24 protein-coding genes are annotated in these 20,604 nt (G+C 69.6%); 13 read left to right on the top strand and 11 right to left on the bottom strand.

What is annotated here, in order from left to right; genetic code table 11:
- Nucleotides 1-17: 17 nt before the first annotated feature.
- The gene (locus tag KEC57_RS04215; RefSeq protein ID WP_229383267.1) at nt 18-1,052 is read right to left on the bottom strand and encodes an agmatine deiminase family protein; all 1,035 of its coding nucleotides are present in this window, start codon (nt 1,050-1,052) and stop codon (nt 18-20) included.
- A 109-nt stretch (nt 1,053-1,161) separates the two neighbouring features.
- Here KEC57_RS04215 and KEC57_RS04210 point away from each other — a divergent pair, with 109 nt between their 5' ends.
- The gene (locus tag KEC57_RS04210; protein WP_229383266.1) at nt 1,162-1,872 is read left to right on the top strand and encodes a M23 family metallopeptidase; all 711 of its coding nucleotides are present in this window, start codon (nt 1,162-1,164) and stop codon (nt 1,870-1,872) included.
- An 80-nt stretch (nt 1,873-1,952) separates the two neighbouring features.
- Nucleotides 1,953-2,786 (top strand): aldo/keto reductase, encoded by an 834-nt coding sequence (locus tag KEC57_RS04205; RefSeq protein ID WP_229383265.1) that lies wholly within the window; start codon nt 1,953-1,955, stop codon nt 2,784-2,786.
- A gap of 151 nt (nt 2,787-2,937) precedes the next feature.
- Here KEC57_RS04205 and KEC57_RS04200 read toward each other — a convergent pair whose 3' ends face one another.
- The 4 genes from KEC57_RS04200 to KEC57_RS04185 all read right to left on the bottom strand — a co-directional run bounded on the left by KEC57_RS04200 (nt 2,938) and on the right by KEC57_RS04185 (nt 5,187).
- Nucleotides 2,938-3,684: an SDR family oxidoreductase gene (locus tag KEC57_RS04200; protein ID WP_229383264.1), complete on the bottom strand. Its 747-nt coding sequence runs from the start codon at nt 3,682-3,684 to the stop codon at nt 2,938-2,940.
- A 94-nt stretch (nt 3,685-3,778) separates the two neighbouring features.
- Complete coding sequence (locus tag KEC57_RS04195; protein ID WP_229383263.1) at nt 3,779-4,552, bottom strand: SDR family oxidoreductase; 774 nt, start codon at nt 4,550-4,552, stop codon at nt 3,779-3,781.
- A gap of 108 nt (nt 4,553-4,660) precedes the next feature.
- The gene (locus KEC57_RS04190; protein WP_229383262.1) at nt 4,661-4,846 is read right to left on the bottom strand and encodes a DUF1918 domain-containing protein; all 186 of its coding nucleotides are present in this window, start codon (nt 4,844-4,846) and stop codon (nt 4,661-4,663) included.
- A 116-nt stretch (nt 4,847-4,962) separates the two neighbouring features.
- Nucleotides 4,963-5,187, bottom strand: a complete 225-nt coding sequence (locus KEC57_RS04185) for a hypothetical protein (RefSeq protein ID WP_229383261.1) — start codon at nt 5,185-5,187, stop codon at nt 4,963-4,965.
- A 75-nt stretch (nt 5,188-5,262) separates the two neighbouring features.
- On the opposite strand from KEC57_RS04185, the gene KEC57_RS04180 reads away from it, so the two are divergent.
- The gene (locus KEC57_RS04180; RefSeq protein ID WP_229383260.1) at nt 5,263-6,180 is read left to right on the top strand and encodes an aldo/keto reductase; all 918 of its coding nucleotides are present in this window, start codon (nt 5,263-5,265) and stop codon (nt 6,178-6,180) included.
- Nucleotides 6,181-6,201: 21 nt separating this feature from the next.
- Here the strand turns inward: KEC57_RS04180 and KEC57_RS04175 are convergent, their stop codons facing one another.
- The 4 genes from KEC57_RS04175 to KEC57_RS04160 form a co-directional block, all read right to left on the bottom strand.
- Nucleotides 6,202-6,618, bottom strand: coding sequence for a VOC family protein (locus tag KEC57_RS04175; protein ID WP_229383694.1), 417 nt, complete (start codon nt 6,616-6,618; stop codon nt 6,202-6,204).
- Nucleotides 6,619-6,722: 104 nt separating this feature from the next.
- Nucleotides 6,723-7,100, bottom strand: coding sequence for a SpoIIAA family protein (locus KEC57_RS04170; protein WP_229383259.1), 378 nt, complete (start codon nt 7,098-7,100; stop codon nt 6,723-6,725).
- Nucleotides 7,101-7,184: 84 nt separating this feature from the next.
- Nucleotides 7,185-8,195, bottom strand: a complete 1,011-nt coding sequence (locus tag KEC57_RS04165) for a DNA-3-methyladenine glycosylase family protein (RefSeq protein WP_229383258.1) — start codon at nt 8,193-8,195, stop codon at nt 7,185-7,187.
- A gap of 72 nt (nt 8,196-8,267) precedes the next feature.
- On the bottom strand, nt 8,268-9,002 hold the full coding sequence (locus KEC57_RS04160; RefSeq protein ID WP_229383257.1) for a winged helix-turn-helix domain-containing protein: 735 nt from the start codon (nt 9,000-9,002) through the stop codon (nt 8,268-8,270).
- 538 nt (nt 9,003-9,540) lie between these two features.
- Between KEC57_RS04160 and KEC57_RS04155 the strand changes: the two genes are divergently transcribed.
- The 10 genes from KEC57_RS04155 (at nt 9,541) to KEC57_RS04110 (ending at nt 19,430) form a co-directional block, all read left to right on the top strand.
- On the top strand, nt 9,541-10,578 hold the full coding sequence (locus tag KEC57_RS04155) for a LacI family DNA-binding transcriptional regulator (RefSeq protein ID WP_229383256.1): 1,038 nt from the start codon (nt 9,541-9,543) through the stop codon (nt 10,576-10,578).
- Nucleotides 10,579-10,710: 132 nt separating this feature from the next.
- On the top strand, nt 10,711-12,021 hold the full coding sequence (locus KEC57_RS04150; RefSeq protein ID WP_229383255.1) for an ABC transporter substrate-binding protein: 1,311 nt from the start codon (nt 10,711-10,713) through the stop codon (nt 12,019-12,021).
- A gap of 117 nt (nt 12,022-12,138) precedes the next feature.
- Complete coding sequence (locus tag KEC57_RS04145) at nt 12,139-13,122, top strand: carbohydrate ABC transporter permease (RefSeq protein ID WP_229383254.1); 984 nt, start codon at nt 12,139-12,141, stop codon at nt 13,120-13,122.
- The gene (locus KEC57_RS04140; RefSeq protein WP_229383253.1) at nt 13,122-14,033 is read left to right on the top strand and encodes a carbohydrate ABC transporter permease; all 912 of its coding nucleotides are present in this window, start codon (nt 13,122-13,124) and stop codon (nt 14,031-14,033) included. Before KEC57_RS04145 ends, KEC57_RS04140 begins: the two co-directional genes overlap by 1 nt.
- Complete coding sequence (gene yicI, locus KEC57_RS04135) at nt 14,033-16,270, top strand: alpha-xylosidase (RefSeq protein ID WP_229383252.1); 2,238 nt, start codon at nt 14,033-14,035, stop codon at nt 16,268-16,270. Before KEC57_RS04140 ends, yicI begins: the two co-directional genes overlap by 1 nt.
- Nucleotides 16,267-17,769, top strand: a complete 1,503-nt coding sequence (locus KEC57_RS04130; protein ID WP_229383251.1) for a glycoside hydrolase family 1 protein — start codon at nt 16,267-16,269, stop codon at nt 17,767-17,769. The genes yicI and KEC57_RS04130 overlap by 4 nt, the downstream gene beginning before the upstream one ends.
- A gap of 59 nt (nt 17,770-17,828) precedes the next feature.
- Nucleotides 17,829-18,128, top strand: a complete 300-nt coding sequence (locus tag KEC57_RS04125; protein WP_229383250.1) for a GNAT family N-acetyltransferase — start codon at nt 17,829-17,831, stop codon at nt 18,126-18,128.
- Between the two features lie 41 nt (nt 18,129-18,169).
- Nucleotides 18,170-18,625 carry a DUF1622 domain-containing protein gene (locus KEC57_RS04120; protein WP_229383693.1) on the top strand — a complete coding sequence of 152 codons (456 nt, stop codon included), beginning with the start codon at nt 18,170-18,172 and terminating at the stop codon, nt 18,623-18,625.
- A 71-nt stretch (nt 18,626-18,696) separates the two neighbouring features.
- On the top strand, nt 18,697-18,927 hold the full coding sequence (locus KEC57_RS04115) for a hypothetical protein (protein ID WP_229383249.1): 231 nt from the start codon (nt 18,697-18,699) through the stop codon (nt 18,925-18,927).
- Nucleotides 18,927-19,430, top strand: a complete 504-nt coding sequence (locus KEC57_RS04110) for a hypothetical protein (protein ID WP_229383248.1) — start codon at nt 18,927-18,929, stop codon at nt 19,428-19,430. The genes KEC57_RS04115 and KEC57_RS04110 overlap by 1 nt, the downstream gene beginning before the upstream one ends.
- A gap of 47 nt (nt 19,431-19,477) precedes the next feature.
- Here KEC57_RS04110 and KEC57_RS04105 read toward each other — a convergent pair whose 3' ends face one another.
- Both KEC57_RS04105 and KEC57_RS04100 read right to left on the bottom strand, forming a co-directional pair.
- Nucleotides 19,478-19,720 (bottom strand): hypothetical protein, encoded by a 243-nt coding sequence (locus KEC57_RS04105; protein WP_229383247.1) that lies wholly within the window; start codon nt 19,718-19,720, stop codon nt 19,478-19,480.
- A gap of 147 nt (nt 19,721-19,867) precedes the next feature.
- On the bottom strand, nt 19,868-20,602 hold the full coding sequence (locus KEC57_RS04100) for an alpha/beta fold hydrolase (RefSeq protein ID WP_229383246.1): 735 nt from the start codon (nt 20,600-20,602) through the stop codon (nt 19,868-19,870).
- Between the last annotated feature and the right edge of the window lie 2 nt (nt 20,603-20,604).

Raw genomic sequence — 20,604 nt, 5'->3', positions numbered from 1 at the left:
GGTCCTCGCGACACGGGTCATCGGAGCACTTTCGGCTGCTGCTGGGTGATGCAGTGGATGCCGCCGCCTCCGGCGAAGATCCGGCGCGCGTCGATCGTCACGGCGCGGCGGCCCGGGTAGGCCGCCTCGAGGATGTCGCGGGCGCGGGCATCGGCGCGCTCCTCGCCGAAGCCGCACGCGATGACGCCGCCATTCACCACGAGGTGGTTGACGTAGCTGTAGTCCACGAATCCCTCGCGATCGCGGAGCACGTCGGGTGCCGGCAGGTCGATGATCTCGAAGCTGCGGCCCGCGGCATCCGTCTCCTGCGTCAGCACCTCCCGCAACTGGCGCGACACTGCGAAGTCGGGGTGTTCGGGGTTCCGCTGCTGGTGCAGCAGGAGGCGCCCGGGCGTAGGGATGGTCGCGACGATGTCGACGTGGCCGTTCGTGCCGAGGTCGTCGTAGTCGCGGGTGAGGCCGCGGGGGAGCCAGACCGCCTTCGTCGCACCGATCGTGCGAGCCAGCTCCGCCTCGACGCGCGCCTTGTCGGCGTAGGGGTTGCGGCGCGGATCCAGCTGCACGGTCTCGGTCACCAGCACCGTGCCTTCGCCGTCGACGTGGATGCCGCCGCCCTCGTTGACGAGGAGCGAGCTGACGATCTCGGCCCCGACGAGGCCGGCGACGAGGCGCGCGTGCCGCGCGGCATCCGCCCAGCCGGCCCACTCGTGGGCGCCCCAGCCGTTGAAGATCCAGTCGACGGCGCCCAGCACGCCCGGCCGCTCGTCATCGATGACGAAGGTCGGCCCATGGTCGCGGAACCAGAACTCGTCGACGGGCGCGATCTCGATCTCGATCTCCGAGCTCAGCATGCGGCGTGCACGGTCCGCTTTCGAGGGATCCACGAGCATCGTCACCGGCTCGAACTCGACGACCGCGTGGGCCACCGCACTCCACGCGTCGTAGTAGCCGTCCTGCTCGGCCGGGTCGGCGCCGAGCGTCGCCCCGTCGTTCGGGAACGCCATCCAGGTGCGCTCGTGGAGGTCGCCCTCGTGCGGCATCCGCCAGGTCATTCGTGGCCTTTCGTCTGTGTCGGTGTCGGTCCGACGCTCATGAGAGAAGCTATCCGGATGCGGGGCGATCGCACAGCGTTCGCGGTGGTCGGTCGGTACGCTCGTGCCCATGCCGCACGAGCTCGAGAACGCCGTGGTCGTGGACTTCCCGCTGCGCGGTGCCGGCTGGATGGCGGTGACGACGCCTGCGGCGCGGATCCCGAGCCATGGCGTCGACATTCTCGGGCAGCGGTACGCGTTCGACTTCATCAAGGTCGATGATCGTGCCGGCGTGCACGTGCACCCGACGTCGACCTTCGTCGCGTCGACGATCGGCGGCCGCACGGACGAGTGCTATGCGTGGGGCGCTGCGGTGCACGCGCCGTTCGATGCCGAGGTCGTCGCCGCGGTCGACGGGATGCCGGAGCGACGCTGGATCAATCCGTTCCGCGAGGCGGCGCGCATGATCTGGAACGGCGTCACCTTCCGGCCGGACAGGATCCCCGCGATCCTCGGCAACCACGTGATCCTGCGGGCGGGTGACGTGTACGCGGGCTTCGCGCACCTGGTGCCCGGGAGCGTCGAGGTCGCGTCCGGAGATGCGATCGCGTCGGGCGCGATCCTCGGCCGCGTCGGTCACACGGGAAACTCGACCTCACCGCACCTGCATTTCCAGCTCATGGACTCCGCCGACCTGATGACCGCGAACGGCATCGCCTGTGCATTCGCCGCCTACGAGGTGCGCGGCGCCGACGGACTCTGGTCTCGCGCCGAGCGGGCGATTCCCGGTCCTCGCGAGCGGATCCGCTCGATCAGCGAGGGCCCCGACGACGGCGCATAGCCGCCGCCGACGCGGAGGGCTCGCCCGATGATCGACACGGCCCCTGGATAAGGCGTCCGTCACCGCGTAAGGATGGAGTCATGAGCGAAATCCCCTCGGTGACTCTGAACGACGGCGCCTGGTTCCCCGAGCTCGGGCTCGGCACCTACGACCTGCGCGGCGAGGAGGGGATCTCGGCGATCGTGTCCGCCATCGAGTCGGGCTATCGCCTGCTCGACACGGCCGTGAACTACGAGAACGAGCGCGAGGTGGGCGAGGCGGTGCGGCGCAGCGGAGCGGATCGTGATGATCTGCTCGTGGCCTCGAAGATCCCCGGCCGCCATCACGGGCGCGAGCAGGCGATCGACAGCATCAAAGGTTCGCTCGCGATGCTGGGGCTCGATCGCATCGACCTCCAGCTCATCCATTGGCCGAATCCGAGCGTCGGCAAGTACGTCGACACCTGGCAGGGCATGATCGAGGCGCGCGAACGGGGGCTCGTGCGGTCGATCGGCGTGTCGAACTTCACCGAGGCGATGCTCAGTGAGCTGATCGAGCGCACCGGGGTGGTGCCCGTGGTCAACCAGGTCGAGATGCATCCGTACTTCCCTCAGGGTGAGCTGCGAGCCTTCCACGCCGAGCACGGCATCCGTACCGAGAGCTGGAGCCCGCTGGCCAAACGGAGCGAGCTGCTCACGGAGCAGATCCTGCAGGAGCTCGCGGTCGTCCACGACGTCACGCCCACCCAGGTCGTGCTGCGCTGGCACACCCAGCTCGGCAGCACGCCCATCCCGAAGTCGGCCGATGCAGACCGGCAGCGCGAGAACGCCGACGTCTTCGGCTTCACACTGACCGCCGACCAGCTCGCTGCGATCAGCGCGCTCGAGCGGGGGAGGCTGTGGAACGCGGACCCCGACGTCCACGAGGAGATGTAGCGGCCTCCGCGCGCGCCGGTGTCGAGCTCAGCCGAGCCGAGCGTGCGGGGCGATCGTCGGTGTCCGGTCGTCGGGATGTCCTTCGCGCGATCACGCATCTGCTGCGCATCGGTCACTGACCAGGTCGGGACGCGGTCGCCGCGCCGAGCGATCAGGCGTCGGGCAGAGCGTCGAGCCAGTCGGTGAACGTCTGGGTGCCGCGCCTCGCGTCCGGTCTCGGCAGGAGTGCGCCGGTGCGCAGCGCCCGGCCCCACGTCCCCGGAACCGACACGAGCGGGATCGGTCCGCGGAACCCGATCGCGCGCGCGTAGCGGCGGATCATGTCGGCGAGGCTCTCCTCCTGCGGCCCGCCGAGGTCGCGGGCGCGGCCCGCAGGCGCCTGCTCGGCGAGGTCGACCAGATGCGCGGCGACCTCGTCCACCGCGATGGGCTGCACCCGTCCGCGCGGCGCGACGTGGGCGCCCGCGCGTCCGCGGTGGAACAGCAGCGCGGCGTACTCGTGGAACTGCGTCGTGCGCAGGATCGTCCACGGGATGGACCCCGCCGCGACGAGTCGCTCCTGGACGAGCTTGCCCGCGTAGTAGCCGTCTGGTGCGGCATCCGCTCCCACGATCGTGAGCGCGAGGTGGTGCGAGACGCCGGCCGCACGCTCTGCGGCGAGCAGGGTCTTCGTGACACCCGCGAAGAACGACACCGACACATCGGGCTTCGCGGTCGCGACATCGGTGGCGTCGATGACGGCGTCCACGCCCTCGAGTACGCCGCGCATGCCCGCGCCGCTCAGCAGCTCGACACCGGTGCTGCGCGCGAGCACGACCGTCTCGTGTCCGCGGGCGCGCGCGACCGCGTCGATCCGGGAGCCGGTGAGGCCTGTGCCGCCGGCGATCGCGAGCCGCACGTTGCCCCCTCGCTGTCGTGTGTTCGCCTGCCCCGGCTCCATCGTGGCCGAACTCCTCGGGCCGCGGTAGCTCTCGCCGCTTTCCCGGGGCGGCTCAGTCGAGCGTGTCGAGCCACGCGGCGAAGGTCTGGGTGCCGAGCACGGCACCGGACGCGGGGAGCGCGAGCCCGGCCCTCATGCCTTTCATCTGGGCGCCGGGAAGGCTGACCGAGGGAATCCAGCCGCGGTGACCGGTGCGCCGCGCGAACGCCTTCACCATCTCGTCGAGGCGCTCCTCGCGCGGGCCGCCCAGATCGGTGGCGCGGCCCTGGGCGGGACCGGCGGCGAGTTCGGCCAGCCTCGTGCCGACTTCACGCGCGGCGATCGGCCGCACTCGCGCACGAGGGGCGACATGCAGCGGACCGAGCTTCGCGCGGTCGAACAGCTGCGCCGCGAACTCGTGGAACTGCGTCGCTCGGAGGATCGTCCACGGCACCGTCGAATTCGCGACGACGCGCTCCTGGGCGACCTTGCCCGCGTAGTAGTCGTGCGGCATGCGGTCGATCCCCACGATCGACAGCACCACCAGATGGCCCACGCCGGCCCGTGCGGCCGCCGCCACGAGATTGCCGGTCGCCGTGGTGAAGAACGTCGTCGCCGCGGCCGCGGACAGGGTCGTGATGTTCGACGTGTCGATGACGGCGTCGGCACCTGCCAGCGCGGCGTCCAGTCCTGTGCCGGTGAGCAGGTCGACTCCGGTGCTGCGGCTGAGGATCACGGGGACGTGCCCGGCGGCGCGGACGGCCTCGACGGTATGGCGGCCGACGACGCCCGTGCCACCCGCGACGGCGATCGTCCGGCGACCAGAGGGATTCTGCGTGCTGCTCATCGTGCTCCGAAGATACGCCTCGGCCGGTCACCGCAGGGGCGAGGTGCCGTCGGCATCCGCGGCCATGCCGTGCCGGCTGCGACTGCGGCGCCGCAGTCGGGTCATGCGTCAGGGGGCGTGCCGGACTTCGCAGTCGCTGCCCGGCGACAGGAGCACCTCGTGCCCGTCGTCGTAGCGCACGAGCAGCAGCGGGTTGTCTTCACTCCCGCGCACATCGATCACCTCACCGGCACGCTCGGCTGCACCGACGATACGTCCGTGGATGATCACGCGGTCGCCGACGATCGCTCGCATGCGGACCACCTCCTGGCGCTCACGATACGACGCGCTCGTCGCGAAGGGTAGGGGTCCGTCCGCGCGCCCGCTCGGGGCGCTGCGCTCGTGACGGAGCAGATCAGCGGATGCCGGTGCTACAGCCGTGCGCCGTCGTCGTCGCGGTTCTCAAGGCCGACGTTGCGGCCCCGCCACGACTCGTAGGCCATGAGCCACCCGATCGACACCGCGGCGGCGAGCACGACGCCCAGCAGCACGTTGCCCCAGATGAGGCCGAAAATGATGCCGAGGGTGAACATGAGCGCTGTGCCGAACGCCCACCCGGAGTGACCGCGGGTCCAGCCCCTGCTCTTCGTTGCCATGGCCACAGCCTAGGGCCCCGCGAGTCGCGGGATCGGTAGTTTGGAAGGGATGCTCGCCCGACCGGAACGGAAACCATGGTTCTCAACGTCAGCCCACTGACCCTCGGCACCTCCGGCCTCGGCCGCGACACCGAGCCGGGATCGTCCGAAGAGGCCGCGGCCGTCGATACCGCGCTCGACCTGCTCGCGAGCACCCACGCATTCATCGACACCTCGAACAACTACGCCGCCGGCCGATCCGAGGCCATCCTCGGGCTCGCGATCGCGGCTGTCGGACCGGATGCCGCATCCCGCATCATCTCGAAGGTCGACGCAGACCTCGACACGGGGGTCTTCGACCGAGACCGTGTGCTGCGTTCGTTCGACGAGACGACCACTCGCCTGGGTGTCGACCGCCTCGCCCTGGTGCACCTGCACGATCCGTACGGCGTCACCTTCGACGAGGCGATGGGTCGGGCCGGAGCCGTCGAGGCGCTCCTCGAGCTCCGCGAGTCCGGACGAGTCGCGGCGATCGGGGTGGCCGCGGGGCCCGTGCCCCTCATGGCGCGCTACGTCGGGACGGGGGTCTTCGACGCCGTGCTCATCCACAACCGCTTCACGGTGGTCGATTCGTCGGCCGCGCCGGTGTTCGAGGACGCACGCGAACGCGGCATGACCGTGTTCAACGCGGCGCCGTTCGGCGCCGGCATCCTGGTCACCGGCCCCCGGGAAGGCGCGATGTACGCATATCGGCCGGCGCCGCCCGACCTGCAGGAGTGGGTGTCGCGCCTCGAACGGGTCTGCGCGGCGCACGGAGTGTCGCTGCCGGCGGTCGCGCTGCACTTCTCTCTGCGTTCGCCCCTGGTCGACTCGACGGTGGTCGGGGTGTCGTCACCGCACCGGCGCGCGCAGCTCGATGAGCTCGCCGCGACGCCGATCCCCGACGGGGTGTGGGACGAGCTGGCAGCTCTGGGCCCCGCACCCTCGCCGGTGGACGACAGCGAGTACGCGTGATCGCGCCCCCGCTCGCTGCGGCTACGACTGCGAGGCGTTGAGCGCGACCATCCAGTCGATGCCGAACTTGTCGGTGAGCATGCCGAACCGGCCGCCCCACGGCGGGGTGTCGAACGGCATGACGACCTCGCCGCCGTCGACGAGCTTGTCCCAGAACCCCTGGAGCGAGGCTTCGTCATCGCCGCTGACCGACACCGAGATGCCTGCGGGCTTCGCGTAGGGCATGCCCGTGGGGGTGTCGGCGCCCATCAGCACGAAGCCGTCAGGGCTGGTCAGCTGGGCGTGCATCACGAGATCCTTCTCGGCGTCGTCCTGCACCATCCCCTCGAATTCGCCGAACGTCGAGATATCGAGTTCGCCGCCGAAGACGCTCTGATAGAAGGTCATCGCGGAGCGGGCCTGGTTCTGGAAGGACAGATACGGATTGAGGCTGGGCATGTCGTACTCCTGGACGTAGAAGAGGGATGCCGCGCCCGGCCGCGTGGCGGATCCCAGTGTCGTCCGGGCCTCCGACATTCGCAAGAGACCTCGGGTGACGCCGATCAGAACGTCTGCGGACCTTCCGCCGCCCACGCGACCGCGTCGTCCAGCGCCGAGACCGCGAAGATGTGCAGCTCGCAGGGAAACAGGAACGCGATGCCGTGGATGATCTCGCCGATCACCGGGTGGTCGGTCACCAGGGCGATGCGCCCCCAGATCTTCGGCGGCTTGCCCTCGAGCCGTGCGTCCTGCCACAGCGCTCCGAGCGAGTAGCGCTCGAACTCCTCGCCCAGCACGTAGACGAGGTTGACCGCCCGCCCGGCCTCGATGGCGGCGTCTATCGCCGGGTCGAGAACGCTCTCGTAATCGGATGCCTCGACTGCGCCGACCGCGCGAAATCCGAGGACGCCATCGGGAAGGCCGTGCAGCGACTCGATCATCGCCCCATCCTGCCGCCCGCTCGCGACGTGCACCAGCCATCGACACGCGGTGTCGACGAGATGTCATCGTCGTGCGATGCGCGCTCAGCGGTCGCGGTGGTCCTCGGGGTGCAGTCGAGGTCCACGGCGAGGCTCGCTGACGCCGCTCGCGCCGATCAGGCGGATGACCCGCTGGCGGTGGCCCGCCCAGGGGGAGAGCAGACGCAGCATCCCGTCGTCGTCGGTTCGTGTGCCCGTCAGCGCGTATCCGACCTCATGCGCGAGGTGGAAGTCCCCGACGCTGACGGCGTCGGGGTCGCCCAGCGCACGGGCACGGGTCTCGGCGGAGGTCCACGGTCCGATGCCGGGCTGGCTCACCAGGACCCGGTCGACGGCCTCGCCGTCGTCGGCGGCGAGGACTGCCCGCACCAGCGCGTCGCCGCGCCGGGCTGCGCGCACGACCGTCTGCGACTGCGGCGGCTCGAGGCCCGCGCGATGCCACACCCATGACGGGACGTGCTGCCAGCCGTCGATCGTCGGGGGAGCGAACAGCGGTGTCGGCGTCGGGCCCGGCGCCCGCTCGCCGCACCATGTCACGATGCGCCGCCACGCGCCGAAGGCCTGCATGCCGGTGACCTTCTGCTCGAAGATCGCGCACGCGAGCGCGTCGAAGACGAGGCCGGTGCGTGAGAGCCGCAGGCCGGGGTTGCGGCGGTGCGCGTCCGCGATGAGCGGATGCCGCGACGCATCGAAGCCGGTCGGATCGTCGTCTGCGCCGCACAGCGCCGGCAGCTGCCCCAGCGCCCAGTCGCGGCCGGGCCCCCACGCGGCCGCGCGGATCACCCCGGGATGCGTCTCGCGGATCGCGAGCGTCGCGACTCCGGCAGGGGTGCGGCTCGCGCGCCAGACGACCGACCCCGCCACGGTCATCGTCGGGTCGCCGGCGCCGCGTCGCTGGAAGAGAAGCGTGCGTCGCACATCGAGCGGATGCCGTGGCCGGTATTCCGTCTCGAGCGGGTGCGTCGTATCGGGCCGAGCGTCACGCGATCGAGACGGCGCGGTGACGAAGCGACCGGCATCCCTCGCACGCGGGATGTGCGAGAGCGACGTGGTCATGCCGCCCACCCTACGCCGAGCCCTCCGACATCCGCCGAGTCGTCGCGTGCGAACCCGACGGGACGCGTCGGATCAGAAGCGGTCGGGCGAAGGCGTGCCGTGGCCGTAGCGGATGACGACGTCGGCGTGGCGGTCGAAGCGGTACCCGACGCCGCGCACGGTGCGAACGATGTCTTCGTATCGGCCGAGCTTGGCGCGCAGACGTCGCACGTGCACGTCGATGGTGCGCTCACCCGGGGCGTCGTCGTCGGTGGCCTGCCACAGCGACGACACGAGCTCGGTGCGCTCGATGGTGCGGCCTTCGCGCAGCACGAGGTACTGCAGCAGCTCGAACTCCTTGAAGGTGAACGCGGCCGAGTCGCCGTCGATGAGCACGCGCTTGCGCGAGATGTCGACCACCACGCCGCCGGCGGCGCGGTCCTCGTCTTCGGGCTCTTCCTGCTTGGTGCGGGCGATCGCCGACGGCTCGTGCAGCGCAAGGCGCACGACGTCGACATCGCGGCCACCCGAGCCGACGGGCGCGAGGGCGACGGTGGCGTAGGTCTCGGCGTCGGGGGCGAGCTCGCCGAGCGTACGGCGCAGCGCCTCGACGAGGACGCCCAGGCTCACGCCGGACGCGGCGGCCTTGGCCTCGTCGATGCCGACGTAGAGGGCGAAGCCGCGGGGCGACGTGCCGGCGGGGAGCGTGCGGGCGGCCTGGGCCGGTTCGGGGGTTGCGGTGGCGTCCACGGTGGCCGGGTGGTTCACGGCGCGAAGGTGGCGGACGGAAGAAGCGGCGGGGCGGTCGAGGAGAGCGATGGTCGACATGACGATGTCCTTGTGGGAGGGAACCGGCCGGTATGACGGCGGGTTCGGCTGTGCTGCGGCCCTGAGTGGCAGGGAGCCTCTGGAGGCTGGTGCCCGACATTGGGCGGTGTGCGAAGCAGTCCCGGTGCGCGTGATCGACGCACGAAACCGGTGCTTCGGGGGGACTCCTGCTGGCCGTGTTTCAGAAGCGGAGGAGGAGTCCGGCGGGTCACCGTGCTAGTGGCACATTCGACAACACATGACAACGCTGCCGGCCATCATCATGCCGGCAGTCCTGTTCGCCTCCCAGGCGGACAGAGAATGCGCGTTGTCAGTCATGAGGCTGATTATGTCGGAAAGGGTCTGAATGCGTCAAATCGCCCGGAGGCCGCGTCCCGATGATGACGGAATGTGACAGATTGCTCAGTCGCCGGCTCGGGGATTTGTTGTCGAGTTCGACAAAAGGCTTGCGCTCCGGGTCGAGACCTGCCTAACATGCCGTCGAAGCGTTTCCGCGAAGCGCTTCGCAACCCTGTAGGCGAACGACGACGAGGTCAACGTGGCGAACATCAACGAGGTGGCTGAGGTCGCCGGGGTGTCCATCAGCACGGTGTCGTACGCATTGAGCGGAAAGCGGCCGGTGGCGCCCGACACCCGCCGGCGCATCGAGGCCGCCGTGCTCGAACTCGGGTACAGCCCGAACGCCGGAGCTCGCATGCTCGCAGGCTCCCGCACCCAGATCTTCGCCCTGACCGAGCCGCTGCGCAACGACACGCATGCGCCGACGCACATGTCGTTCGTGCTCGCCACGGCGATCGCCGCTCGACGCAATGACTACGACATCCTGCTGCTCACCGACGAACAGGCCCAGGCCGGCATGAGCCGTGTGGCCGCGAACGGTCTCGTCGACGCGATCCTCGTGCTCGACGTCGCCCCCGACGACCCTCGGGTCGCCCTTGCGCGTCAGATCAGCACGCCGACGGTGTTCATCGGGATCCCCGACGACCACGACGGCCTCGTCTGCGTCGACCTGGACTTCGAGGCGGCCGCCGCCCGGGCGGTGGACGTCCTCGTCGATGCGGGCCACGCATCCATCGGGCTCGTCGGACAGACCGAGACCGCGTACGTGAAATCGAACTTCCCGCCGAGGGTGCGCGCGAGCGTGCTCGCCCGGGCCGGCGAGCGGGACGCCGACGTCGCACACGGCACATCGGGGATCAAGCACGCCGACCGCGCCTGGGTTCGCCGCACGACGGGCGACCTGCTCGCCGGCGGTGCGACCGCGCTCATCCTTCACTGCTCCGACGAGGCGCACTCCGCCGTGCTCGCCGAGATCGAATCCCGCGGCCTTCGTGTTCCCCAGGATGTGTCGGTGATCTCGGTCGGCGCGTCGTTCGACACGACCGCGTTGCCGGTCTCCGTCGACTCGATTCCGCTCGTGCCGCAGACATCGTGCGACCTCGCGGTCGAACTGGCCATTCAGGCGCTCGGACCGGACCGGCCCGAGCCCGGAGTCCGCCTCATCGCGCCCACGTACAGCCCGCAGGGGTCCGTCGCCCCGCCGGCGACACCATCGTCGGAGACTGCGGCGAGCTGAATCGCCGCGGCATCCGATCCTTGCTTCGTGTCCGTTATCGAAGCGCTTCGACAACACAACCGAATCCCCACCCCTCGACCGCACCAGGTCGCAGAGAGACCAACGCAGGTCACTGAGAAAGGAGTGCCACTGATGGCACGAATCACACGCAAGAACGCCCGGCGCGGCCTCGCCGCCGTCGGCGCACTGACGATCGGCGCGATCGCGCTGTCGGCGTGCGCCGGCGGATCCGGCGAGGAATCCGACGACAACACGCTCACCCTGTGGCACTTCGAAGGTGCGAACAGCGCGATGGGCATCGCCTGGGACGAGGCGATCAAGGTCTTCGAAGAGGAGACGGGCGCGACCGTCGAGTTCGAGGAGAAGAGCTTCGAGCAGATCCGCTCCACGGCGAGCCAGGTGCTCAACTCAGACGAGGCTCCCGACATCATGGAGTACAACAAGGGCAACGCGACCGCGGGCCTGCTCGCGAGTCAAGGCCTGCTCGCCGACATCGGAGATGCCGTCGAGGAGTACGGCTGGGACGACAAGCTCGCTCCCGCGCTGCAGACCACCGCGCGTTACGACGAAGACGGCGTGATGGGCTCGGGCGCCTGGTACGGCATCCCGAACTACGGCGAGTTCGTCACGGTCTACTACAACAAGGATGCCTTCGCCGAGGCGGGCCTCGCGGTCCCGACGACCTACGACGAGTTCGTGGACGTGCTCGGCGCCTTCGCCGATCAGGGTGTGACGCCGCTCGCGACGGCCGGCCTCGAGTACCCGCTCGGCCAGGTCTGGTACCAGCTGGCGCTGAGCCAGGCCGACCGCCAGTTCGTGAACGACTACCAGCTCTACGAGAACCCCGTGGACTGGGAGGGCGAGGAGATCACGTACGCCACCGAGACTCTGGCGGACTGGGTCGACCAGGGCTACATCTCGAAGGACGTCACCGGCCTCAAGGCCGAGGACGCCGGCGTCTCGTTCATCAACGGCACCGCACCGATCTTCATCTCGGGCAGCTGGTGGTACGGCCGCTTCGTCGACGAGATCGACGGCTTCGACTGGGGAGTGTTCCCGTTCCCCGACAGCGACCTGAGCCTGGGCTCGTCGGGCAACCTCTGGGTCGTCCCGGAGCGCTCGGGCAGCAAGGACCTCGCCTACCAGTTCATCGACATCACGATGCGCCCCGAGATCCAGGCGCTCATCGGCAACAACGGCGGACTGCCCGTCGCGGCCGATGAGGCCGACATCACCGATGCGAAGAGCCTCGAGCTGATTCAGGCGTTCAACGCGGTCAATGACAAGGACGGCCTCTCGTTCTATCCCGACTGGCCCACCCCGACGTTCTACGACTCGCTCGTCGCAGAGCTGCAGGAACTCGTCAACGGCACCAAGACCCCTGCAGAGGTGCAGACGTCGCTCGGTGACGAGTACGAGTCCTACGTGGCGGACTTCCGCTGACCCCTCGGGCGGCCCGCTCTCGGGCGGGCCGCCCGACACCGGATGCCGTGACCCGACGTCCGACGAGACGGCCGCTGCTGCGGCATCCACGCTCGCTTCACCCCTCAGGAGAAGGACATGACCGCCGTTCCCTTCGTGCGCAAGGCCAGAGCCCCGCGCACCCGGCTTCCCGCGGAGGAGCCGCTGATCCCGCAGCGCGGCCGGGGCGGCCGAGGCTCGTACTGGCTGTATCTGCTTCCGGGCTTCGTGCTGCTCACCCTCGTCGTGCTCGTGCCGCTGGGCTGGAACATCTACCTGAGCTTCACCTCGTGGCGCGGCATCAAGCCGCCGGAGTTCATCGGCCTCGAGAACTGGATCGAGCTGTTCGGCGACGCGAAGTTCTGGACGTCGTTCGCGAACAGCATCTGGATGATCGTGGCCATGGTCATCGTGCCGACGCTCATCGGCCTGATCCTCGCCGCGCTGCTGTTCGACCTCGTCGGACGCAAGTTCGGCGGAAAGTCCGCGAGCTTCCTGCGGGCGACCTACTACCTGCCGCAGATCCTGCCCGCAGCGATCGCCGGCGTCGTGATCGGCTGGATCCTGCGCCCGCAGGACGGCGCTCTCAATGAGATCCTCACGAACATCGGGCTCGGCGGCCTCGCCCACAACTGGCTCGGCGATCCGGCCACCGCTCTTCCCAGTCTCATGGTCGTGCTGGTGTGGATCCAGATCGGCTACCCGGTGGTCGTCTTCATGGCGGCACTGCAGCGCGTCGATCCTGAACTCTACGAAGCCGCCGAGCTCGACGGCGCCAACTGGTTCCAGCGCTTCCGCGCCATCACGGTGAGCATCATCCGCCCCGAGATCTACGTCGTCACCCTGACGTGCACGATCGCCGCGCTCAAGGTCTTCGGACCGGTCTACGTGCTCACGCGCGGTGGCCCCGGCACCTCCACGATCGTCCCGGCGTACTACGCCTACACCGAGTTCTTCCAGGCGCAGCAGGTCGGCTACGGCGCGACCATCGCGACCGCCCTCACGATCGTGATCGCGATCGTCTCGGTGCTGTTCATCCGCGCGCAGAACGCCGCGGAGCGCAAGGAAAGGGCGGGCCTGTGATGGTCTCGACGCTCCCCGTGATCCCCGTCGAAGCGAAGGCGGAGAAGCGCAGGACGGCCCGCGCGCCGAAGCCCCGCGGCGGCCTGACCAAGAAGAAGCCGGTCGACTGGCTCCTGCTGCTGTTCGCGATCGTCGCCGCCCTCGTCATCATCGCGCCGTTCTACCTGATCCTCGTCAACTCGTTCAAGTCGCCGGCGGAGTACTCCAACGGCGGTCCGCTGGCGCTTCCGACGAGCTTCTACACCGAGGGCATCTCGGCGTTCTGGGAGCGCGTGAACTTTCCCGAGAAGGTGTGGAACTCGGTCTTCATCTCGGGGATGGTCGCCGTGCTCGCCGTCCTCATCTCGGTGCTCAACGCCTTCGCGATCGGCATCGGCCGCGTCAAGGGCCGCTCGTGGATCGTGCTTCTGTTCCTGCTGGCGAACCTGCTGCCGCAGGAGGCGCTGCTGTATCCGCTCTACTACATGTTCAAAGGCATCGGCCTGTACAACAACGTGTGGTCGGTCATCATCATCTTCACGGTCATCCAGGCGGCCTTCGGCACCTACCTGCTCTCCTCGGTGTACGGCACCTTCCCCAAGGAGGTCCTCGAGGCGGCGTCGATCGACGGCGCGAGCCGATGGCAGATCCTCTGGCGCGTGATCTTCCCGATCAGCCGCCCGACCCTGTCGGTGCTGCTCATCTTCTTCTTCATCTGGACGTGGAACGAGTTCCTCATCCCACTCACGTTCCTGGTGTCCAACGCCAACCAGACCGTGCCCGTCGCGATCAGCGTGCTGCAGGGCGACCGGCTCATGGATGTCACGACGACGAGCGCCTCGGCACTGCTCGGCCTCATCCCCACCCTCCTCTTCTTCCTCATCTTCCAGCGCACCCTCACACGCGGCATCACGGCAGGAGCAGTCAAGTAATGAAGTTCACCGACGGGTTCTGGCAGCTCCGGCCCGGAGTCACCGCGCTTTACGCGCAAGAGGCGTACGACGTCTGGGAGACGGACGCGACCCCCGACGGCCCGGGGCTCGTGATCACTGCGCCGACGACCGTCATCGCCAAGCGCGGCGACACGCTCAACCGCCCGGTGCTCACCGTGACCCTGTCGTCGCCGCTGGCGGGCGTGGTGCGCGTGCGCATCGCGCACCACGTCGGCGGAGCGTGGCACGGCGGGTTCGGTCTGCCCGGTGCCGTCGAAGGCGGGGCCGGCGAGGCATCCGTCACCGCCGACGGCGGGGTGCTGACCACCGGCGGCCTCACTGCACGCGTCGCCGCAGGCCAGCCGTGGTCGCTGTCGTTCGAGCGCGAGGGCCGCGTGCTGACGTCGAGCGGGCTCAAGTCGCAGGGGTACCTGCGACTCGCCGCCGATGCGCAGGTCGACACCGGCATCGTCGACAACGCCCGCACCGGAGCGCCGGCACCCGTCGAGCGCGTCTTCGTCCACGAGCAGCTCGACCTGGGCGTGGGCGAGCTCGTCTACGGCCTGGGCGAGAGGTTCGGACCGGTCGTGAAGAACGGCCAGAGCGTCGAGATCTGGAACGCCGACGGCGGCACCTCGAGCGAGCAGGCCTACAAGAGCGTCCCCTTCTACCTGACCGATCGCGGCTACGGCGTGCTGGTCAACGACCCCGGACACGTGTCGTTCGAGATCGGCTCCGAGGCCGTCGAACGGGTGCAGTTCTCCGTGCCGGGCGAGGTGCTCGAGTATTTCGTGATCGACGGTCCGACGCCGAAGGACGTGCTGTCGCGCTACACCGCGCTCACCGGGCGTCCGCCCGTCGTGCCGGCGTGGTCGTACGGACTGTGGCTGTCGACGTCGTTCACGACGGACTACGACGAGGCCACCGTGACGTCGTTCATCGATGAGATGGCCGCGCGTGAGCTGCCGGTGTCGGTGTTCCACTTCGACTGCTTCTGGATGCGCGAGTTCAACTGGTGCGACTTCGAGTGGGATCCCCGCACGTTCCCCGATCCCGAGGGCATGCTCGCGCGTCTGCACGAGAAGGACCTTCGCGTCTGCGTGTGGATCAACCCGTACATCGGGCAGCGCTCGCCGCTGTTCGCGGAGGCCGCTGAGCAGGGCTTCCTCGTGAAGCGACCGGACGGCTCGGTGTGGCAATGGGATCTCTGGCAGGCGGGCATGGGCCTGGTCGATTTCACGAACCCCGACGCGACCGCGTGGTACCAGGCGCACCTGCGCCGTCTCATCGATCAGGGCGTGGACTGCTTCAAGACCGACTTCGGCGAGCGGATACCCGTCGACGTCGAGTGGGCGGACGGCGCTGATCCCCAGCGCATGCACAACCTCTACGCGCAGCTGTACAACGAAGCCGTGCACGCGGTGCTGGTCGAGGCGCGCGGCGCGGGCGACGCGGTGCTGTTCGCGCGGTCGGCGACCGCGGGCGGCCAGACGATGCCGGTGCACTGGGGCGGCGACTCGACCTCGACCTTCGCCTCGATGGCCGAGACCCTGCGCGGCGGGCTGTCGCTCGCCTACAGCGGCTTCGCGCATTGGAGTCACGACATCGGCGGTTTCGAGGGGACGCCGGATGCCGCCGTCTACAAGCGCTGGACGGCGTTCGGCCTGCTCGGCAGCCACAGCCGCTTCCACGGCTCGGGCTCGTACCGCGTGCCGTGGGCGTTCGACGACGAGGCCGTCGAGGTCACCCGGCGCTTCACCCACCTCAAGATGCGCCTGATGCCCTACCTGTTCCAGGCGGGAGTGGATGCCGCGGCGACGGGTGTGCCGGTGCTGCGGCCCATGCTGCTCGAATTCCCCGACGACCCCGCCGTGCTCCACCTCGACCGGCAGTACATGCTCGGCGGAGACATCCTGGTCGCTCCCGTGTTCTCCGCCGCCGGTGAGGTCGACTTCTACCTGCCCGACGGCGAGTGGACGAATCTGCTCACCGGCGAGACCGTCTCGGGGGGAGCATGGCGCCGCGAGACCCACGGTTTCGACAGCCTCCCGCTGTACGTCCGCCCGGGCACGGTGCTGCCGTGGGGCGCGCGAACCGACCGGCCCGACTACGACTATCTCGACGGGCTCGAGCTGAGGGTCTTTCCCGGCGGGAGAGGTTCACGCACCATCACGGTGACCGCGCCCGACGGCCGATCCCAGGACTTCACCGCCGACCTCGCGCAGGTGACACGATGACATCCGTGACCACTTCCACCCCTGTGCAGGGCTCGCCCGACTACCGCGACTCGGGTCTCGTATTCCCGCCGGGCTTCACGTTCGGCTCGGCCACCGCGTCCTATCAGGTGGAGGGCGCGTTCGACGAGGCCGGCCGCGGCCCGTCGATCTGGGACACGTTCAGCAAGACGCCCGGCAAAGTGTGGAACGGCGACACGGGCGACGTGGCGTGCGACCACTACCACCGGCTCGACTCCGACCTCGACCTCATGAAGGAGCTCGGCCTCGGCGCGTACCGGTTCTCGATCGCGTGGCCGCGGATCATGCCGACCGGCACCGGCGAGGTGAATCAGGCCGGCATCGACTTCTACTCGCGTCTGGTCGACGGCCTGCTCGAGCGCGGCATCCGTCCTGTCGCGACGCTCTATCACTGGGACCTTCCGCAGGCGCTGGAGGATGCCGGGGGCTGGCCCGTGCGCGCCACGACCGACGCGTTCGAACGATACGCCGAAGTGATGGGCGCGGCCCTCGGCGACCGCGTGCACACCTGGACGACCTTGAACGAGCCGTGGTGCTCGGCCTATCTCGGCTACGGGCAGGGCGGGCACGCACCGGGACGGCATGAGCCGGCCGCCGCGCTCGCCGCCGTGCACCACCTCAACCTCGCGCACGGCCGCGCCGTCCAGGCGCTGCGCGCGACCTCGACCGGTGACCCCGACTACTCGATCACGCTGAACTTCCACGTGCTGCGAGGCGTCGGCGACGGCGCGGCCGAGGCCGTGCGCCGTATCGACGCCCTGGCGAACCGGGCCTTCACGCACCCGCTGTTGAAAGGCTCGTACCCGGCGGATCTGCTGGCGGACACCGCGTCGGTCACCGACTGGTCGTTCGTGCGCGACGGCGACCTCGCGGCGATCAACCAGCCGATCGATGTGCTGGGCGTCAACTACTACTCCACCGCGACGGTGCAGCTGTGGGACGGCGTCTCGCCGAAGCAGACCAACGACGGCCACAAGGGTGCCGCAGGCGGGACGGCATGGCCCGGCAGCGACCAGCTCGTCGAGTTCGTCCAGCAGCCCGGGCCTTATACGACCATGGGCTGGAACATCGCGCCCGAAGGCCTGGAAGAGCTGCTCGTCTCGCTGAAGGACCAGTTCCCCGATCAGCCGCTCATGGTGACCGAGAACGGTGCCGCGTTCGACGACGTCGTCGCCGAAGACGGGTCGGTGCCCGACCCCGAGCGCCTCGACTACCTGCGCCGCCACTTCACCGCGGCGCACCGTGCGATCGGGCAGGGCGTCGACCTGCGCGGCTACTTCGTCTGGTCGCTGCTCGACAACTTCGAGTGGGGCTACGGCTACGCCAAGCGGTTCGGCATCGTACGGGTCGACTTCGACACACTGGAGCGGACCGTGAAGGACAGCGGTCGGTGGTACTCGCGGCTTGCACGCACCGGCGTCACGCCCGAGGAGACCGACCGGGCCTTCGTCCTGAACGTGAACCGGGATGTCGCCGAGTGATCGCTGCGACATCCCGGCTCCCTGGTCCGAGGGGGCGAGAGCGGGCGTAGCCTGTGCGGGTGACTGAGCTTCGCTTCTCGCATGAGCCGGATGCCTCGCGCTACACGCTGCACCGGGGCGACGACCTGGTGAGCGTTCTGGATTATCGCGACGACGGACGCACCGTGGCCATGACGCGCGCCTACACGATCCCCACGTTCCGCGGCCACGGATACGCCGGCGAACTGGTCGAGCGCGCCGTCGGCGAACTCGAGGCCGCCGGCGATCGCAAGGTCAGCCCGGTGTGCTGGTACGTCGCCGACTGGTTCGCCGCGAATCCCGCGCGTGGCGGCATCCTGAACCAGCGCCGATCGGCCTGAGCCGCGTGCGCGCACCGCGGTCCTAAGCTGGCCGCGTGCACATGGAAGAGGTCTTCACCGCGGTCGCCGTCGCATTCGAGGCCGTCGGCGCGCTGGCGATGATCGTCGGCTTCGCCATCGCCGTGGTCCTCGGTGTCCGATCCCTCTCGCGCGGCGAAGGCGGAGCGGCGGCGTTCACCACATTGCGCACGACCCTCGGTGCAGCCATCCTGCTCGGCCTCGAAGTGCTCGTCGCCGCCGACCTCATCCGCACGATCACGTCGAAGCCGTCGCTGGAGGATGCTGCGATCCTCGGTCTGATCGTCCTCATCCGGACGCTGCTGTCGATGTCCATCCAGATCGAGATCGAGGGCACGCTGCCGTGGCGGCGGGCGCTCACGCGCAGCGGCGGCCAGATGATCGGCGATGCCGTCGTGCGCGATCGCGCTGCTGCGGCAGGCACCGCACCCGCCGCAGGAGCGCGGGCCGTCGACCCCGAGGGCGTCGAGCGTCCCTGACCCCTCTTGTCAACCCCATGTCGCCGGGGGGTGCTCCACGCGAGGGTGGAGTGAGACGAGAGGAGCGTGTCATGGACCGTGATCTGCCCGAAGGCGTCATCGACGCCGACCCGCCCGGTGGGTGGGACGAGGTGGGCGACAAAGAAGCCGGCGAGCGTTCGTCGGCTGCACAGGCCGCCGACGCCGAGGACCTGCTGACCGATTCCGCATTGGCACCCGACGATCCTGTAGAGGGCGAGGCCGCACGTCGCGGAACCGACCCCGACCTCGTGGGAGACGCCGACCGAGGAGAGGAGCCCTGATGAGCACTGCCGGCAACGAGAGCACCCGGAGCACGACGGGCAACGAGTACGAGCAGCCCGGGATCAACTACCCCGACCGTGAAGACGCAGATGGTGCGACGCGCACCCCGGCCGAGGGGGAGCCGACCCGTGAGGGAGCCGCTCCGCCGGAACCGAGCCACACCGCGGTCGGTATCGGCGTGCCCGACGAGGGAACGGATCACCACGGGCAGGACGACGGCCGCGACACATCGACGGCCGGCGAAGCCCAGCGGACTCCGGGCGCGCTCGGCACGGAGCAGGAGCAGCGGCTGCCCGCCATGGCGCAGAACAACGCGTCCGACGTGGAGAAGGTCACCGGAATCGTCGCGCAGACGCGCAGCGACGTCGGTACAGAGTCGCTCGAGAGGATCGCGGACGTGCTGCGTCAGCGGCTCGAGCAGTCCGGTGTCGACCTGCCCGACGACGACATCCAGGAGCTGGCCCGCCAGGTCTCGGTCGGTGACGCCGCGGATCCCGTGTAGGCGTGGATCGACGCCACCTCGCCCGATCGGGGCGGGGTGGCGTCGCTTCACGCGATGGCGCAGCCGACCTGCGTGGCGTCCGGGTTCGCATGCGCCCCGATCGGTCGCGCCCAGACGGCGCGCGGAGGGCGCGAGGCGACCGCGACGGCCGTGCGGGGCTGTGCGACCGCGGTCGCTGTCGCACGATACTCGTGGTGCTCGCGGATCGACGCACGCAGAGCGTGTTCGCGATCGCGCGTGCGAGCCTCGTGACGGTACTGGTGTTCGGCGGCGGTGACGAGCGAGAGCATGGTTTCCTCCGTTGGTTCCGACGGCGAAAACGTACGCGGGGGTTCCGACATTGCCGGGGCGGAGCTGGTTGGCAGGATTCCGTCGCAGCGAGGCAGTCCGCGGCCCGCCGGACGCGGACCGAACGCCCCGGATCAGAGCGATGCGGATCAGAGCGATGCGGCGAACGCGCGTATCAGGCGGGCGGCCGGCGCGGCATCCCGGATCATCGTCTCGTGACCGTAGCCGGGAACCTCTTCCAGCCGCCCCTGCGGGAGCGATGACGCCACCGCTCGGCACCAGCGACGCGGCGCCACCAGATCCTTCTCTCCTCGCAGCACCAGAGCGGGCGCCCGGACGCGCGGGAACGTCTTCTCCGGCTCGTGGACGAGCATCGCGCGGAACTTCGTGCGCAGATGCGGCCCCGCGCGTATGTATTCACGGGCGCCCAGGGCGATCACGCGCGGACTCTCGACCGCGATGTCGCACAGCAGCCGCCACAGCTGCTGAGGCGCCGTTCGCGCGGCGGGGTCGACGGTGGGGCCGATCAGCACGACGGCGGCGACGGTGTCGGGATGCCGCGCCGCGACCTCTGCGACGACCTGAGCGCCCATCGAATGCCCGATCAGCACCGCCGGTGTCGCCACTCTGTCGCGGAGGTAGGCGGCCACGAGATCTGCGCTCCGCTCCATGGTGAGCACCCGGGGCGGCTCGGGAGCCTCGCCGTACCCGGGCAGGTCGACGGCGACGACCTCGCCGTCGCCGAGATGGCGGATGAGATCCCCGAAGACCGTGCGTCCCATCCCGATCCCGTGGATCAGCACGAAGGCGGCCGGCGCTCGGCCGCGGCGTTCAGCGATCAGCGTCGCCCCGAGGGAGGTGAACTCTTCGCGATCCGGCGCCACGA

The organism is Microbacterium allomyrinae, assembly GCF_020682705.1.
Lineage (GTDB): Bacteria > Actinomycetota > Actinomycetes > Actinomycetales > Microbacteriaceae > Microbacterium > Microbacterium allomyrinae.
The sequence above is the reverse complement of the archived record's forward strand: the minus strand, read 5'-3'. Positions and strand labels throughout refer to the sequence as shown.